The organism is Sphingomonas sp. URHD0057 (assembly GCF_000620665.1).
In the GTDB taxonomy this organism is placed as follows: domain Bacteria; phylum Pseudomonadota; class Alphaproteobacteria; order Sphingomonadales; family Sphingomonadaceae; genus Sphingomicrobium.
Map to the genome: position 1 here is coordinate 117,716 of NZ_JIAU01000007.1, position 13,552 is coordinate 131,267.

The 13,552-nt window shown below is 66.5% G+C and carries 14 protein-coding genes; 11 read left to right on the forward strand and 3 right to left on the reverse strand.

From position 1 onward, the window contains the following. Positions 1-5: 5 nt before the first annotated feature. Positions 6-1,568, reverse strand: a complete 1,563-nt coding sequence (locus N539_RS0106340; protein ID WP_156029793.1) for a hypothetical protein — start codon at positions 1,566-1,568, stop codon at positions 6-8. 441 nt (positions 1,569-2,009) lie between these two features. On the opposite strand from N539_RS0106340, the gene N539_RS0106345 reads away from it, so the two are divergent. The 9 genes from N539_RS0106345 (at position 2,010) to N539_RS0106385 (ending at position 9,861) form a co-directional block, all read left to right on the forward strand. After that, a complete protein-coding gene (locus N539_RS0106345) occupies positions 2,010-4,010 on the forward strand; it encodes a TonB-dependent receptor plug domain-containing protein (RefSeq protein WP_231462923.1) in 2,001 nt (666 codons plus the stop codon). Positions 4,011-4,110: 100 nt separating this feature from the next. Further along, on the forward strand, positions 4,111-4,395 hold the full coding sequence (locus tag N539_RS0106350) for a PepSY domain-containing protein (protein WP_028969590.1): 285 nt from the start codon (positions 4,111-4,113) through the stop codon (positions 4,393-4,395). 24 nt (positions 4,396-4,419) lie between these two features. Continuing rightward, entirely contained in the window at positions 4,420-5,097 is a 678-nt protein-coding gene (locus tag N539_RS0106355) for a response regulator transcription factor (protein WP_028969591.1), read from the forward strand. Next, positions 5,090-6,487 (forward strand): sensor histidine kinase, encoded by a 1,398-nt coding sequence (locus N539_RS15800; protein WP_051531553.1) that lies wholly within the window; start codon positions 5,090-5,092, stop codon positions 6,485-6,487. Before N539_RS0106355 ends, N539_RS15800 begins: the two co-directional genes overlap by 8 nt. Continuing rightward, complete coding sequence (locus tag N539_RS0106365) at positions 6,484-7,290, forward strand: COG4705 family protein (RefSeq protein ID WP_028969592.1); 807 nt, start codon at positions 6,484-6,486, stop codon at positions 7,288-7,290. Before N539_RS15800 ends, N539_RS0106365 begins: the two co-directional genes overlap by 4 nt. Further along, on the forward strand, positions 7,287-8,027 hold the full coding sequence (locus N539_RS15805) for a transporter (protein WP_051531555.1): 741 nt from the start codon (positions 7,287-7,289) through the stop codon (positions 8,025-8,027). Before N539_RS0106365 ends, N539_RS15805 begins: the two co-directional genes overlap by 4 nt. Positions 8,028-8,181: 154 nt before the next feature. Then, positions 8,182-8,313, forward strand: coding sequence for a KGG domain-containing protein (locus tag N539_RS18140; protein WP_081774240.1), 132 nt, complete (start codon positions 8,182-8,184; stop codon positions 8,311-8,313). Positions 8,314-8,399: 86 nt separating this feature from the next. Beyond that, positions 8,400-9,143 carry an energy transducer TonB gene (locus N539_RS15810; protein ID WP_051531557.1) on the forward strand — a complete coding sequence of 248 codons (744 nt, stop codon included), beginning with the start codon at positions 8,400-8,402 and terminating at the stop codon, positions 9,141-9,143. Between the two features lie 16 nt (positions 9,144-9,159). Further along, positions 9,160-9,861 carry a 6-phosphogluconolactonase gene (locus tag N539_RS0106385; protein WP_028969593.1) on the forward strand — a complete coding sequence of 234 codons (702 nt, stop codon included), beginning with the start codon at positions 9,160-9,162 and terminating at the stop codon, positions 9,859-9,861. A 3-nt stretch (positions 9,862-9,864) separates the two neighbouring features. On the opposite strand, the gene N539_RS0106390 is transcribed toward N539_RS0106385, so the two are convergent. Together N539_RS0106390 and N539_RS0106395 are read right to left on the reverse strand one after the other, a co-directional pair. Then, complete coding sequence (locus N539_RS0106390) at positions 9,865-10,377, reverse strand: hypothetical protein (protein ID WP_028969594.1); 513 nt, start codon at positions 10,375-10,377, stop codon at positions 9,865-9,867. Between the two features lie 70 nt (positions 10,378-10,447). Next, positions 10,448-12,103, reverse strand: a complete 1,656-nt coding sequence (locus N539_RS0106395) for an MFS transporter (protein ID WP_028969595.1) — start codon at positions 12,101-12,103, stop codon at positions 10,448-10,450. 133 nt (positions 12,104-12,236) lie between these two features. Between N539_RS0106395 and N539_RS0106400 the strand changes: the two genes are divergently transcribed. Beyond that, a complete protein-coding gene (locus tag N539_RS0106400) occupies positions 12,237-13,178 on the forward strand; it encodes a metallophosphoesterase family protein (protein WP_231462925.1) in 942 nt (313 codons plus the stop codon). Between the two features lie 12 nt (positions 13,179-13,190). Next, positions 13,191-13,544, forward strand: a complete 354-nt coding sequence (locus tag N539_RS0106405) for a cupredoxin domain-containing protein (protein ID WP_051531559.1) — start codon at positions 13,191-13,193, stop codon at positions 13,542-13,544. The last annotated feature ends 8 nt before the right edge of the window (positions 13,545-13,552 follow it).

Sequence of the window (13,552 nt, forward strand, 5' to 3'; positions counted from 1 at the left end):
TCAGCTTACTTCGATCGCGAGTCGGCGGCGGCTTGCGAAACTCCCGCCTGATTGAGCGCAGCGTTGAACGACGGGTTCGCCATGACCGCGGCGAGGTTGGGCTGGGCCGCAACCGCGAGCAGCGCTTTCTGGTTGGACGAGAGCGTCGCCAGGGCCGCCGCCTGATTGCTGACCGCAGCAAACGCGCTCGGGTTGGCGAGCATTGCGGCGGACGCCTGCGGGTTGGCCAGGACCGCCTGCATGGACGCCTGGTTCAGCTTCCCGGCCGCCGCCGCCGAAGCGGCCAGCGAGTTCGCGTTATAGGCGTTGAGCGCCTTGGCCGCCGCGTTGACCTGGGCGGCGTTGGCAAGATTGCTGAACGCCGCGGCATTGCGGCCGATGGTGTTCATCATCTGCGGACTGAACGCCTGGGCATTGTTGGCGAGGTTGGCGAACACCGCGGCATTGGCGCTGACCGCCTTGAACATGCCCGGATCTGTCCTGATCGCCTGCATCGCCGACGCGTCATTGGCGAGCTTCTGGAACGACGCCGCGCTGTTCGCGAAGCGCGAGTCCTTGCCGGCCGTCGCAGCGAACTGCGAGAAAGCCGCCGAATTGTTCGCGAACCGGGCGAACTGGTTGGCATTGCCCATGACCGCCGCCAGCGCCTGCGGATAACCGGCAAGGCTGGCAAATGCCGCCGAGTGCTTGGACACCGCCTCGAGCGCCGCAGGCTGGCCGGCGAGCAAGCTGAAGGCGTTCGAATTGCCGAGAAGCGCCATATATGCCTGCTGCGAAATCCCGGCGTTGGCCGCGCGCTCCGCCGCACTCGCGGCGCTTTGCAACGTCGCGGCGACCACCTGCGGCTGGCCGGCCGCAAGGCCCTTGAATGAGCCGGCATTGGCGGCGAGCGACTTGAATACGCCCGGGTCGGCCTGAAGCGAGGCCATCGCCGCCGAGTTGGCTGAGAGCAACCGGAAGGCGTTGGTGGTGGCGGCGTCCGCGCCCGCTTTCGACCCGGCATCACGGAAGGCGTTGGCGTTGGCCGCGAGGTTTGCGTAGGCCGCCGGATTGGCGAGAACGGCGGCGAGGACTTGCGGCTGCGAAGCCAGCGACTGGACCGCCTTGGAATGGCCCCAGACGGCCGCGAGCATGCCCGCGTTCTGGGCGCGCGCCGCCGGCGCTGCCTGCTGAAGGCTTTGCGCGGCTTGCGCGACACTCTTGAAGGCCGCGGGATTGGCAGCGAGCGAGGCGAACGCCTGCGGGTTCGCCATCACCGCCGCCATGACTTGCGGCTGGCTGGCCACCGCCTGGAAGCCCGGGCTCGCGGCGAGTGCGCGAAGATTGGGATCCTTGGTGATCAGCTCGAACGCGTCGGTCTGCATCAGCTCGGGCACCGAGGTGTCGCCGAGCGTGACGTCGCCTTCCGAGACCTGGCTGGACACATAGCGCTGAGCCGGCGCGACCGTGCCCGCGCTCGGGCCGAGCGGCGGATAGACCCGTCCAAGTCCGTACGCGCCGACGCCGAACAAAAGCACGCCGGCGGTCGTCAAATACATCTTCTGTTGATTTGAAAGCGAAATGGCCATGGTTGCCCCCTTGCCAAGTGAAGCCCGAGAGGCTGCTCCCGGGTTAATGAAAAGTCAACGAGCTCGTGACTGGTCCCACGCGTACAAAATCACTGAAAACAGGCCGAAAAATCCTACTTCGGCGAGTGCTGAGATGGGGTGCACGGATGGCACGTGCCGATGCTGGCGCAGGTTGCGCCCGATTTGCCCGGCAGTGAGATAGCGACTTCATACCAACCGGGGCGCCCCTTCCCCGTTATGCGCCGAGTCGCCCCTCGGCATTCCAAGCGGCGAACCTAGGCCAGTTAGGCTTTGCGCGGCAAGACCAAACTAAACGGGGATTGGGTTTTCTGGGGATAGCTGCCTTCGCGAGTTCGCGACCGAACCTCGATCAATTCCGTCATCGATTGGCGAGATTCGCCTGAAATCGCGAAGCGCAGTCGGCTATGGCAAGGCCGAATGATGCAGGCGCTTCCCCCAAATCCGCCCGCCGCGGCGATCGTCGTCACCGGCACCGCTCTGCCCGAGGCGAAGGCGGAACGCGTCTATAGCGTCGAGCGCATCGACCGCCGGCGGATGGAGCGGTCGGCCACCCATGAACTCGATCAGCTGCTCAAGGACGTTCCCGGGCTGCAGCTGTTCCGGCGCTCCGATGCGCGAAGCGGCCATCCGACCAGCCAAGGAGTGACGCTGAGGGCGCTCGGCGGCAATGCGTCGAGCCGGTCGCTGCTGGTGCTCGACGGCGTGCCGCAGAGCGATCCGTTCGGCGGGTGGGTCAACTGGCCCGCCTACGATCCGCTGGGCCTGAGCGGGATTCGGGTCGTGCGCGGGGGCGGGAGCGTCGCCAACGGTCCCGGGGCGCTGGCCGGCACGATCGAGATGACCAGCCGTTCGGATGGCGGCGCGTCCGGCGAACTCGACGCCGGGAGCCGCGACGCCCTGGAGGCGCGCGGCCGTGCCGGGTTCGAGCTGGCCGGGGGAATGCTGAGCCTGTCCGGCCGAGGCGAGCGCGGCGATGGCTTCATCCCGATTACGGAAGCGACGCGGGGGCCAGCCGACCATGCCGCGCCCTATCGCCAGTGGAGCGGCCGGGGACGGTGGGCGGGACCGATCGCGCCGGCGACGGAGCTTCAGGCGAGCGTCGACCGCTTCCACGACTGGCGCAACCGCGGCACCGATTTCGGCAGCGACCGGACGAACGGCGCGGATGCGTCGCTGCGATTGGTCGGACGTGGCGCGTGGCAATGGTCGGCGCTCGGCTATTGGCAATGGCGCAATCTCAAGAGCAGCACTGCCAGCCTGAGCGCCGGTCGCACCACCGCGTCGCGGGTGTTGCTCCAGGATTCGGTGCCGTCGCACGGGCTTGGCGGAAGCGTGGAGATCCGTCCGCCGCTCTCGCAGGGTATCGAATTGAGGCTCGGCGCCGATGCACGGCGCACCAACGGAGAGACACGCGAGCTCGCCAATTTTGTCGCGCAGGCGCCGACGCGGCGGCGCAAGGCCGGAGGCGAGACGTGGACCAGTGGGGTTTTCGCCGAAGGTTCGGCGGACCTCGGGAGCCTAACGATAAGCGGCGGTGCGCGGCTCGACCATTGGCAGGTGGCCGAGGGCCATTTGACCGAGCAGACGATCGCGAGCGGCTTCGTCACCCGGGACGAACATTATGCGAAGCGCGACGGCTGGCTGCCGACCGCGCGGGGCGGTGTGGCGGCCCCGCTTGGCGGCGGCGTGAGCCTGCGCTCCGCGGCCTATCTGGGCTGGCGGATGCCGACCCTCAATGAGTTGTTCCGGCCATTCCGCGCGGGGCTGGATGCGACCGCCGCGAATGCCGCGCTCGATCCCGAGCGGCTCGCAGGAGTCGAAGCCGGTGCGCAATATGCGAACGGCCCAATCAACCTGGGGCTGACCGCCTTCGCCAATCGGCTCAACGACGCGATCGCGAACGTCACCCTTGGCCATGGGCCCGGGATTTTTCCACAGGTGGGAGTGGTCGGGGCGGGCGGGACGTTTCGCCAGCGCCAGAACGTCGATGCAGTCAAAGTCCGCGGGCTGGAACTGTCGGCCGGCTGGACGCGCGGGCCGTGGTCGCTGCGCGCCGGGGCGAGCCTGACCCATGCCCGCATGCAAGCGTCGGGCGCTGCCGCGGCCCTGGCGGGACTACGGCCGGCACAGACGCCGAATTTTGCTGCGACGCTGGCGGCCAGCTGGGAGCAAGAGGGCAAGGGGGCCGAGATCGCGCTGCATCGCGTCGGAGCGCAATTTGAGGACGACCTCAACACACGCGGGCTCAAAGGCGCTACGACGCTCGATGCCTTTGCTTCGTGGCCGCTGACTCGGCGGCTCCAGCTGGTTGCTCGCGGCGAGAATGTCACCGACGCGTTGGTCATGGCCGGCGTCGGCGGGGACGGCGCGGTCGAGCGTGCCACCCCGCGCACCTTGTGGATCGGGCTGAGGCTGCGCTGAATCGCGCCGTGCAAGGTTGGGAAATCGTATAAAGGCGGAAATCTCGAGCGAAGGTCCGGGCGGCTAGACCGCGGCTTCCCCTGACGTAAGGAAAATAGTCATGCGTAAACAAGCTTCACTGATTGCCCTCGTTGCCGCGCTCGGCATCGGAACCGCCGCCTATGCGTCGGCTCCGGCGCCCAAAGTCTCGAAGGCTCGCGCCGAAGCGATCGCCCTCAAGCTCGCGCCGGGCAAGATCATCTCGAGCGAATATGAGAATGAAGGCGGCGGCTGGCGCTGGTCGTTCGACATCCAGCAGCGCGGTCACGTCCAGGAAATCGGCATTGACGGACGCACCGGCAAGGTCGTCGAGAACAAGTCCGAAGGCAAAGTCGACCACGACTAAACTAAGCGGAAAGGGGCCTCGTAAATGAGGATCCTGGTTGCCGAAGACGATCGTGAAATGGCCGAGTTCATCGAGCGCGGTCTCGGCGAGCTCGGCCATAACGTGACCGCTGCCGCAACCGGTCCCGACGCGCTGCATCTCCTTTCGACCGAGGATTTCGACGTCGCGATCGTCGATCGCATGATGCCCGAAATCGACGGCCTTTCGGTGGTGCGGAGAATCAGGGCGGCCGAGATCGAGGTCCCGATCCTGATCCTGACCGCGCTCGGCCGGATCGAGGACCGCGTGGATGGGCTCAATGCCGGGGCCGACGATTATCTGATCAAGCCGTTCGCCTTCTCCGAGCTGGCGGCCCGGATCAACGCCCTGGCGCGGCGCAAGCCGCTGCAGGCGGTGGTCACGCGCATCGAGCATGACGGCATTTTCATGGACCTGTTGAAGCGGCAGGTGCTTCGCGACGGCGTGCCGGTCATCCTCCAGCCACGCGAATATCGCCTGCTCGAAGAATTGATGCGCCACGAAGGGCGGGTGGTGACCCGGACCATGTTCCTCGAGCGGGTGTGGAACTACCACTTCGATCCGCAGACCAACATCGTCGAAACCCACATCAGCCGCTTGCGCTCGAAGCTCAACGAAGGCGGCAAGCCCGACCTGATCGAGACGGTGCGCGGCGTCGGCTACCGCATGGCCGGCGATGCGTAGCTGGCGATCGAGCGCGGCGTATCGGATCGCATTCGCGAACCTTGGCGCGCTTCTTCTCGGGCTGGCCGTGCTCGGCGTGGTGGTGTTCTTCGCCATGCACATCGCCTTCACCCGTCAGCTCGATGCGACGATCACCGACGAAGCGCGAACCCTGATCGACGAATATCATGGTGGCGGCGAGCGCGAGCTGACCGAAGCCATCGCCGAACGCGAGGCGTCGCGGTCGCCGACGCGACTGCTCTATGCCGTGTTCGCACCCGACGGGCGGCGGCTCGCCGGTTCGCTGCAGACGCCACGCCCGCCCCTTGGCCTGCACGATATCCAGTTCATCGACCCGGGCGAGGGCCCGGACGCCGGTCGGGGTCTCGCCGTGGACCTGTCGCCGACGGAGCGCTTGCTGGTCGCAACCGACCGCGAATGGATCGAGCGGATCGACGCCACGCTTCTCGAAGTGTTTGGCGCGGCGTTCATTGCGGCGGGCCTGCTCGGGCTCGCCAGTGCGGTCGTGCTCGGCGGCTATTTGCGGCGCCGGCTGAACGCGATCAGCGGCACCGCGAAAGCGATTATCGGCGGCGACATCCGCGAGCGGATGCCGGTCGGCGTGCGGCGCGACGAGTTCGACCAGCTCGCGAGCACGCTCAATCGCATGCTCGACCGGATCGAAGGCCTGCTCGAAAATCTGCGCCAGGTTTCGAGTGACGTCGCCCACGATCTGAGGACCCCGCTGGCGCGCCTCAGGAACCGGCTCGAAGAAGGTGCCCTGCCGGGCGGTGAGGGGACCGCGGCCCTGGTCATCGAAGATGCCATCAAGCGCGTCGACGATGTCCTGTCGCTGTTCGCGGCGATCCTTCGCATCGCCGAGGTCGAGGCGGGCGAGACCCGCCGCTACTTCGCGCCCGTGGACCTGAGCGCGCTCGTCAGCGATCTCGCTGACAGCTATGCGCCGGCGATCCAGGACGGCGGCCGCAACTTACTGTGGTCAGTTGAGCCCGAGCTGACGGTCGTTGGCGACCGGGAACTGCTGGCTCAGGCCGCCATCAACCTGATCGAGAATGCGCAACGCCATACCCCCCCGGGGACGCTGATCCGGATGACCTTGGTCGCGGTCGGCGACCATGTCTGCCTGCGGGTTCTCGATGACGGACCGGGCGTGTCGAAAGCTGACCTCGGGCGGATCGTTAAACGGTTCACGCGTCTGGAACGCAGCCGCAACACCGCGGGTTACGGCCTCGGCCTCAATTTCGTCACCGCCGTCGCCAAGCTTCACGGAGGACGATTGCTGCTCGAAGATCGCGGCGGATTGGCGGCTACTCTGGAATTGCCGCGCAATTCGGCAAGCGCGGCCGAAGTCAACGACGGCGGGGGAAGCCACAAGGGAACGAACGCATGAACGATTCTCAAGCCCGTTACGAAGCGCTGACCAAAGTCCCCGCGGTCACGCTGGGCTTCTGGCTCATCAAGATACTCGCGACCACGCTCGGCGAAACCGGCGGCGACAGCGTGACCATGACCTGGCTCGGCGAGACCACGGCGCACCCGATGCCCAACGGCTATCTGATCGGCACCGCGATCTTCGGCGTGCTGCTCGTGCTGCTGGTGTGGGCGCAGATCAAGGCCCGCAGGTTCAACCCATGGCTCTACTGGGCAACCATCGCCGCCTCGACCACCGCCGGCACGACGCTGGCCGACTTCGCCGACCGCTCGCTCGGAATCGGCTATCCGGGCGGTTCGCTGCTATTGCTGTCGTGCGTGCTGCTGTCGCTGTTGACCTGGTACAAGTCGCTCGGAAGCATCAACATCAACACCGTGACGACGCCGAAAGCGGAGACCTTCTATTGGGTGACGATCACCTTCTCGCAGACGCTCGGCACGGCGCTCGGCGACTGGATCGCGGACGCGGGGCTGGGCTATTCCGGCGGCGCGCTGGTGTTCGGCGCGGCGCTGGCGATCCTCGCCATGCTCTATTTCATGACGAAGGTGAGCCACGTCCTGCTGTTCTGGGCGGCATTCATCCTCACTCGGCCGCTCGGAGCAACTGTCGGCGACTTCCTCGACAAGCCGCTCGACAAGGGCGGGCTGGCGCTGAGCCGCCCGCTCGCCTCGGCGGTGCTGGCAGTGGCGATTATCGTGCTGATCATGGTCATCCCGCAGCGGCCCGGCCGGCATCCGGGGGCCGCCCAAGCCGCCGCTTGAGGATCGCGGTTCAGTTTCGCTGCGCGGCGTTCGCGCTGCTGGCCGCACTTGGCGCGACGGCGGCATGGGCCGGACCGCCCTACCAGACCGACGATCCCGAGCCGACCGACCTCCATCATTGGGAGATTTACGGGTTCGGCACCGCCGACGGCCGCGGCAGCACGCTCGACGGCGCGGCGGGATTCGACCTCAATTACGGCGCGGTCAAAGACGTGCAGCTCACCGCGACCTTGCCGCTCGCCTTCTCGCACGCGCCCGATAGCGGCGGGCGGAGCGGGCTTGGCGACCTCGAAATCGGGGTCAAATACCGCTTCGTCAACGACGAGAAGAGCGCGGTCCAGGCGGCGATCTTCCCGCGTGTGATCCTGCCGACGTCGACCCACGGCCTTGGCGGCACCCGAACCCGGCTGTTGCTGCCGCTGTGGCTGCAGAAGGATTTTGGCGCGACGTCGGTGTTCGGCGGTGGCGGCTATCTGATCAACCCCGGCGCCGGAAACCGCGACGTGTGGCAGGCGGGGCTGGCGGTCACGCACCAGTTCGATGACAAGCTCTCTGTAGGGACCGAGGTCACCTATCAGACTCGCGACATGGTCGGCGGCGCGAGCGCGACCGGCGCCAACATCGGCCTGATCCGCAAGCTCGGCGGGCCGTTTTCGCTGCTCGCCGCCGGCGGTCCGTCCTTCTCGGCTGGGCGGACGAGCTATCATTCCTATCTCGCGCTGGCGCTCAATTATTAAAGAGCGGAGGCTGCCCCAGGGCTCCTCATCCTCGCGCTTCCGAAACGGCCGGGAGAACATCCAAAAAGGGAAACAGCATAACCTGAATCAGCATTGTGAACCCGGCACGCTGATTGGCGTTCGATTGGCGGCCACTTGAGGCCGGGAGAACGTCATGCCTACAACCAGGACCGGCACCGCGAAGCGCGGCTTCGCGGCCATGGATCCGGCGAAGCAGCGGGAAATCGCAAGCAAGGGCGGGAAGGCGAGCCACGGCGGGGGCCGGCCGAGTACCGCCAGCCGCTAGCAGTCGAGCGCGCCTCGCGGCGCTGGCGCCTCTCGCGCCGTTCCGCCACGGCAACGCCTGTGCGCCGTCCGCGTTAGTTCGGGCGAATGTATCGTTCGGACCTCAACACCCGCGACAAGAGCGGTGCGATCGCTCTCGTGATCGGCATTCATGCCGCGCTGCTGTTCGTGCTCTTGCACATGTCCGGGAGACTCACCCTCGCCGACCCGCAGAGCGCGCTCAAGCTATTTGATGTGACGGAGGCGCCGCCTCCTCCACCTCCACCGCCTCCGGCCCAGCAACAAAAGCAAAAGCCGAAGGAGAAGGAAGGCGGTTCGGCGCCCAAGAACATCAAGAGCGAAGCGACGCCGGTCGTCGCGCCCAAACCGAAAATTGAAACGCCTCCCGTTAAAACAATCGCGGCTACCGAAACGCCGCGCCAAGGTACTGCGCCGACCCAAGGCGCGTCCAACGTCCGCGGGCCAGGCACCGGCGCCGGCGGCACCGGGACCGGCACCGGCAGCGGAGCCGGCGGCAACGGACCGGGCGGAGGCGGCGACGGCGGCGTCGCCGACCCGCCTCACCTCATCAGCCCGGTGCTGACCGGCCGCGACCTGCCGCGCGACCTGCTCCAGCAATGGCCGTCGGGCGTGCCGGTGTTCCTGAGGTTGCGGGTTAATCCGCAGGGCTATGTCAGCGAGTGCAACGTCCTGCGCGGCACCGGCAACCCGACGATCGACAATACCATGTGCAACATCGCCCACGACCGGCTTCGCTTCCGCCCGGCCGTCAATCGCAGCGGACAAGCGGTTGCGGGATGGTTCGGATACGCGCAACGACCGCCGCGATAATTCAAAAGGGAATCACATGATCGAAGCGGAATGGTGGGACTATGATTCCCTCGACGAGCTGGCCGAGGCCGTCGCGGGAGACGTCGGGTTCATCGTCGAAAGTGCGGTCGACGCACGTGGCGCGTCGCTGGTGGCGGTGCCGGGCGACGAGACGGGGTCGGCGATCTTTCCCAAGCTCGTGAAGCAGCAGTTGCCGTGGAAGCGGGTGACCGTCATTCCGACCGACGAGAAGCTGGTCGCGATGGACGACGAGCGGAGCAACGTGCGGGCGATCGCCAAGAGCTTCCTGCCGGCCGGGGCACGGGTGATTCCGATCGTCGCCGACATCCCCGACTATAAGCTCGCCGGGAACTCGGCCGACGCCCGGCTGCAGGACCTGCCGTGGCCGCCCGACCTGGTCTGGCTGGGCGTCGGCGATGACGGGCACACGGCGTCGATCTTTGCCGGGCCCGACATGCAGGACGCGCTCGATGCGCCCCGCGCGCGCCGCGCGGTCGGGGTCATGCCCGACCCGCTGCCGGCCGGCGCACCGGTGGCGCGGGTGACCCTGACGCGGGCGGCGATCCTGTCGGCGCGGACGGTGCTGATCACGCTGACGGGCGAGGCGAAACGCGAAATGCTCGAGCGAGCGATCGCCGACGGGCAGAGCTCGAAGCTGCCGATCGGGCGGGTGCTCGCCGAAGCCGAGCAGCCGATCGACATTCACTGGTGCGCTTGAGCGCTACTGAACCGAGACGTTGTCGAACTGGAAGTGGCCGGTCGAGCAGCTGACCCCCATGCTGGGCGGGCCGCGGAACGACTGCCGCACGGAAAGCGTGTGGCCGGCAGCGACGACGATCACGTCCTTGCCGCTCTGCGCGACCCGGAACGGCATGGGCTCATTGAGCGTGACTTCGCCAAGCAATGTGCGCTCTTCCTCCTTGGCGTCGCCATTACGGACGAACACCACGAACTTGCCGCTGTTCGGCTTGGTCGGTGCCAGCTGCAGGGCAACGAAGTCCTTGCGGCTGGCGAGCTTCACCGTCGCCGCCGGCTGAAGATTGTTGTCCTGACGGACCTCAACGGCGCGCAGGTTTCCCGAGATCGTCGTTGCCGCCGCCAGATGGTTCGCGTCCATCGCCGAGACCTCGCCCGGCACCGCATCGCAATTGAACGACAGGGTTTGCGGAGCCGCGGCCTCGGTTGCGCTGAAGCCCGCCGTGGCGGCGAGAATGACGATATGCCGAAGGACCATGGTACCCTCTCCGTGTCGCCAGCAACTCACACCGGTTCCGGTCATTAAGCAAGCGATTTGAAAGCGATCGCTAGACCTCTTCGAGCGGCTTTCCGGCGGTTTCCTTGAGGAACAGGATCGAGACGACGACCGAAATTCCGGTGAACACCACCGAGTACCACAGGCCGCTGTAGATGTTGCCGCTCATGGCGACGAGCGCGAAGCTGGTGACCGGCAGAAAGCCGCCGACCCAGCCGGTCCCGACGTGATAGGGAAAGGACATGGCGGTGTAGCGGACGCGGGTCGGGAACATCTCGACCAGCGCCGACGCCTGCGGCCCGTAGAGCGCGGTCGCGGCAACGACGAACAGGAGCAGAATCAGGATGAGCAAGGTCATGCCGGCTTGCGTCGGGGTTGCCGTCTTCGGATAGCCGGCGGCGGAAAGAGCCTTGGCAATGTCCCCGCCAACCTTCGTCTTGAGGGCCTTGAGACTCGCTGCATCGAGCCCATCGCCGCCGGGAATGGCGACCGCGTTCGGCCCCACCAGCACCCGCGTCTGACCGTCCGCCGAGCGGGTGCTGCGGTGGGATATGCCCTTGGCGACCAGCATCGACTTGGCGATGTCGCAGGCGCTGGAAAACTTGGCCGTCCCGACCGGGTCGAATTGCGCCGAGCAGGTCGCCGGATCGGTTTCGACGACGACCGGGGTTCGCTGTTGCGCGGCGACCAGCGCCGGGTTGGCGGCGGCCGCGATCCAGTGCGACGCCGGGAAATACAGGATCAGGGCAAGCGCCATTCCGCCGACCATCACCGGCTTCCTGCCCACGCGGTCGCTGAGCCAGCCGAAATAGACGTAGAGCGGTGCGCTGACGACGGTCATGACGATCAGCAGCAGGTCCTTGGTCGCCGCCGGCAGGCCGAGCGACTTTTCGAGGAACACCTGCAGGTAGAAGAAGGTGAAGTACCAGACGGCGCCCTGCGCGCACATGATGCCGAAGAAGGCGATCAGCACCTGCTTCAGGCATTGTCCGTTGGCGAAGGCTTCGCGCAGCGGGGCCTTGGCGACCCGGCCCTCTTCGCGCAGCTTGGCGAAGTGCGGGCTTTCGGCGAGCTTGGCGCGCATCCACACCGAAATGACAAGCAGTACCGCCGATACCAGGAATGGAATTCGCCAGCCCCACTCGGCGAATGCATCCTCGCCAATCGAGGTGCGCGTGGCGACAATCACCAGCAGCGCGGCGAGCAGCCCGAACGACGCGGAAGACTGGATCCACCCGGTCGCCGCGCCGCGCTTGCTGTTGGCGGCGTGCTCGGCGACGTAGATCGCGGCGCCGCCATATTCGCCGCCGAGCGCGATGCCCTGGAGAATGCGCAACAGGATGAGGAGGACCGGCGCCAGCGCGCCGGCCTGGGCATGGGTCGGAAGCAGACCGATCAGGAAAGTCGCGCCGCCCATCATGCTGACCGTGATCAGGAATGCGCCCTTGCGCCCCAAACGGTCACCGACGACCCCGAAAATCAAGGCGCCGAGCGGGCGGAACGCGAAGCCGACCGCGAACAAGGCAAGCGCCGCGATCAGCGCGGGCGTCGGATCGAGCCCGGCGAAGAAAACCCTGGAGATGACCGGCGCCAGGCTGCCGAAGATGAAGAAGTCGTACCATTCGAACGCGGTGCCGGCGGACGAGGCGATGATCACCCGCGCCATGGACCAGGGCTGGTGGTGGTGCCGCTCGGCTAGGCTCGCCATGTCGTCTCCCCTCTCGTGAAGGGATAGCGTGAGACCCGCGCGGCGCAAGCATCCGAAAATACTTCGAGGGTTCGGGAATAAAATCCGTCCACCGCCGGTCAAAGCATCCGTGCCTCAACACAGGGACGAAATGATGCTCGACGAAATGGACAACGACCGGCGCGGCTTTTTGAAATGCATGGCCTGGGCGGGGACCGGCGCACTGCTCGCCTTCGACGGGGGGATCGGGAGCTCGATCGGGCTCGACAGCGCGCTGGCGGCGCCGGTCAAGCGTAGCGCAATCAAGCCCTTTACCTTCGTCCAGCTGAGCGACAGCCACATTGGCTTCAACAAGCCGCCCAATCCGGATGCCCGGGCGACTTTCGCCGAGGCGATTGCCAAGGTGAAGGCGCTGCCTCAGCAGCCGGATTTCCTGATCCACACCGGCGATGTGTCGCAATTGTCGCGCGAGAGCGAGTTCGATGACGCCGAGCAGATGCTCAAGGGCACCGGCCTGCCAGTGTTCTTCGTTCCCGGCGAGCACGACATGCTCGATGCCGACGGCGGCAAGCTCTTCCTCGACCGCTTCGGCAAGGGAACCAAGGGCGCCGGCTGGTACAGCTTCGACCACCGCGGCGTCCACTTCATCGCGCTGGTCAATGTCGCGGACCTGAAACCCGGCGGCATGGGCAATCTCGGCCCGGAACAGCTCGCCTGGCTCAAGGGCGATCTCGCCAGCCGATCCTCATCCACGCCGATCATCGTGTTCGCTCACATCCCGCTTTGGACGGTCTATGCCGAATGGGGCTGGGGCACCGATGATGCCGCCGAGGCGCTAAAGCTTCTCGCCCGGTTCGGCTCGGTGACCGTTCTCAACGGACACATCCACCAGATCACCCAGAAGATCGAAGGGCGAGTCGCGTTTCACACTGCCCGGTCCACCGCTTTTCCGCAGCCAGCGCCGGGCACAGCGCCGTCGCCCGGGCCGCTCAAAGTGCCGTCCGAGCAGCTGCGCCAGATGCTCGGCATTACCGATGCGATGTTCGTGCGCGGCCACGACCGCATCGCGCTGATCGACTCCACCCTTTCGGCCTGAAGGAATCCAACCATGACTCGAGGAGTGAAGACCCTCTCGTTCCAGGCTGCTGTGCTCGTCGCCTGCGCACTGATCATCTCTACGGTTTCGGCCATCAGCCGCGCGGCGCCGGCGCCGGCGGCCGCGGTCAGCATCGACAATTTCACGTTCAAGGCACCCCTCTTGACCGTGAAGCCGGGGACCACGGTTACCTGGACCAACGGCGACGACATTCCGCATACGGTCGTGGCGAAGGACGGCAGCTTCAAGTCGAACGTGCTCGACAGCGGCGACCGCTTTTCGTTCACTTTCGCCAAGCCCGGCCAATTCGGCTATTTCTGCTCGCTTCACCCCCACATGACGGGAACGATCGTCGTCAAGGCGTGAGGATGGGA

Bases quoted from the DNA above. Each gene is read 5' to 3' on its own strand.
- N539_RS0106340 (WP_156029793.1), bottom strand. From the start codon at position 1,568: ATGGCCATTTCGCTTTCAAATCAACAGAAGATGTATTTGACGACCGCC.
- N539_RS0106345 (WP_231462923.1), top strand. From the start codon at position 2,010: ATGCAGGCGCTTCCCCCAAATCCGCCCGCCGCGGCGATCGTCGTCACC.
- N539_RS0106350 (WP_028969590.1), top strand. From the start codon at position 4,111: ATGCGTAAACAAGCTTCACTGATTGCCCTCGTTGCCGCGCTCGGCATC.
- N539_RS0106355 (WP_028969591.1), top strand. From the start codon at position 4,420: ATGAGGATCCTGGTTGCCGAAGACGATCGTGAAATGGCCGAGTTCATC.
- N539_RS15800 (WP_051531553.1), top strand. From the start codon at position 5,090: ATGCGTAGCTGGCGATCGAGCGCGGCGTATCGGATCGCATTCGCGAAC.
- N539_RS0106365 (WP_028969592.1), top strand. From the start codon at position 6,484: ATGAACGATTCTCAAGCCCGTTACGAAGCGCTGACCAAAGTCCCCGCG.
- N539_RS18140 (WP_081774240.1), top strand. From the start codon at position 8,182: ATGCCTACAACCAGGACCGGCACCGCGAAGCGCGGCTTCGCGGCCATG.
- N539_RS15810 (WP_051531557.1), top strand. From the start codon at position 8,400: ATGTATCGTTCGGACCTCAACACCCGCGACAAGAGCGGTGCGATCGCT.
- N539_RS0106385 (WP_028969593.1), top strand. From the start codon at position 9,160: ATGATCGAAGCGGAATGGTGGGACTATGATTCCCTCGACGAGCTGGCC.
- N539_RS0106390 (WP_028969594.1), bottom strand. From the start codon at position 10,377: ATGGTCCTTCGGCATATCGTCATTCTCGCCGCCACGGCGGGCTTCAGC.
- N539_RS0106395 (WP_028969595.1), bottom strand. From the start codon at position 12,103: ATGGCGAGCCTAGCCGAGCGGCACCACCACCAGCCCTGGTCCATGGCG.
- N539_RS0106400 (WP_231462925.1), top strand. From the start codon at position 12,237: ATGCTCGACGAAATGGACAACGACCGGCGCGGCTTTTTGAAATGCATG.
- N539_RS0106405 (WP_051531559.1), top strand. From the start codon at position 13,191: ATGACTCGAGGAGTGAAGACCCTCTCGTTCCAGGCTGCTGTGCTCGTC.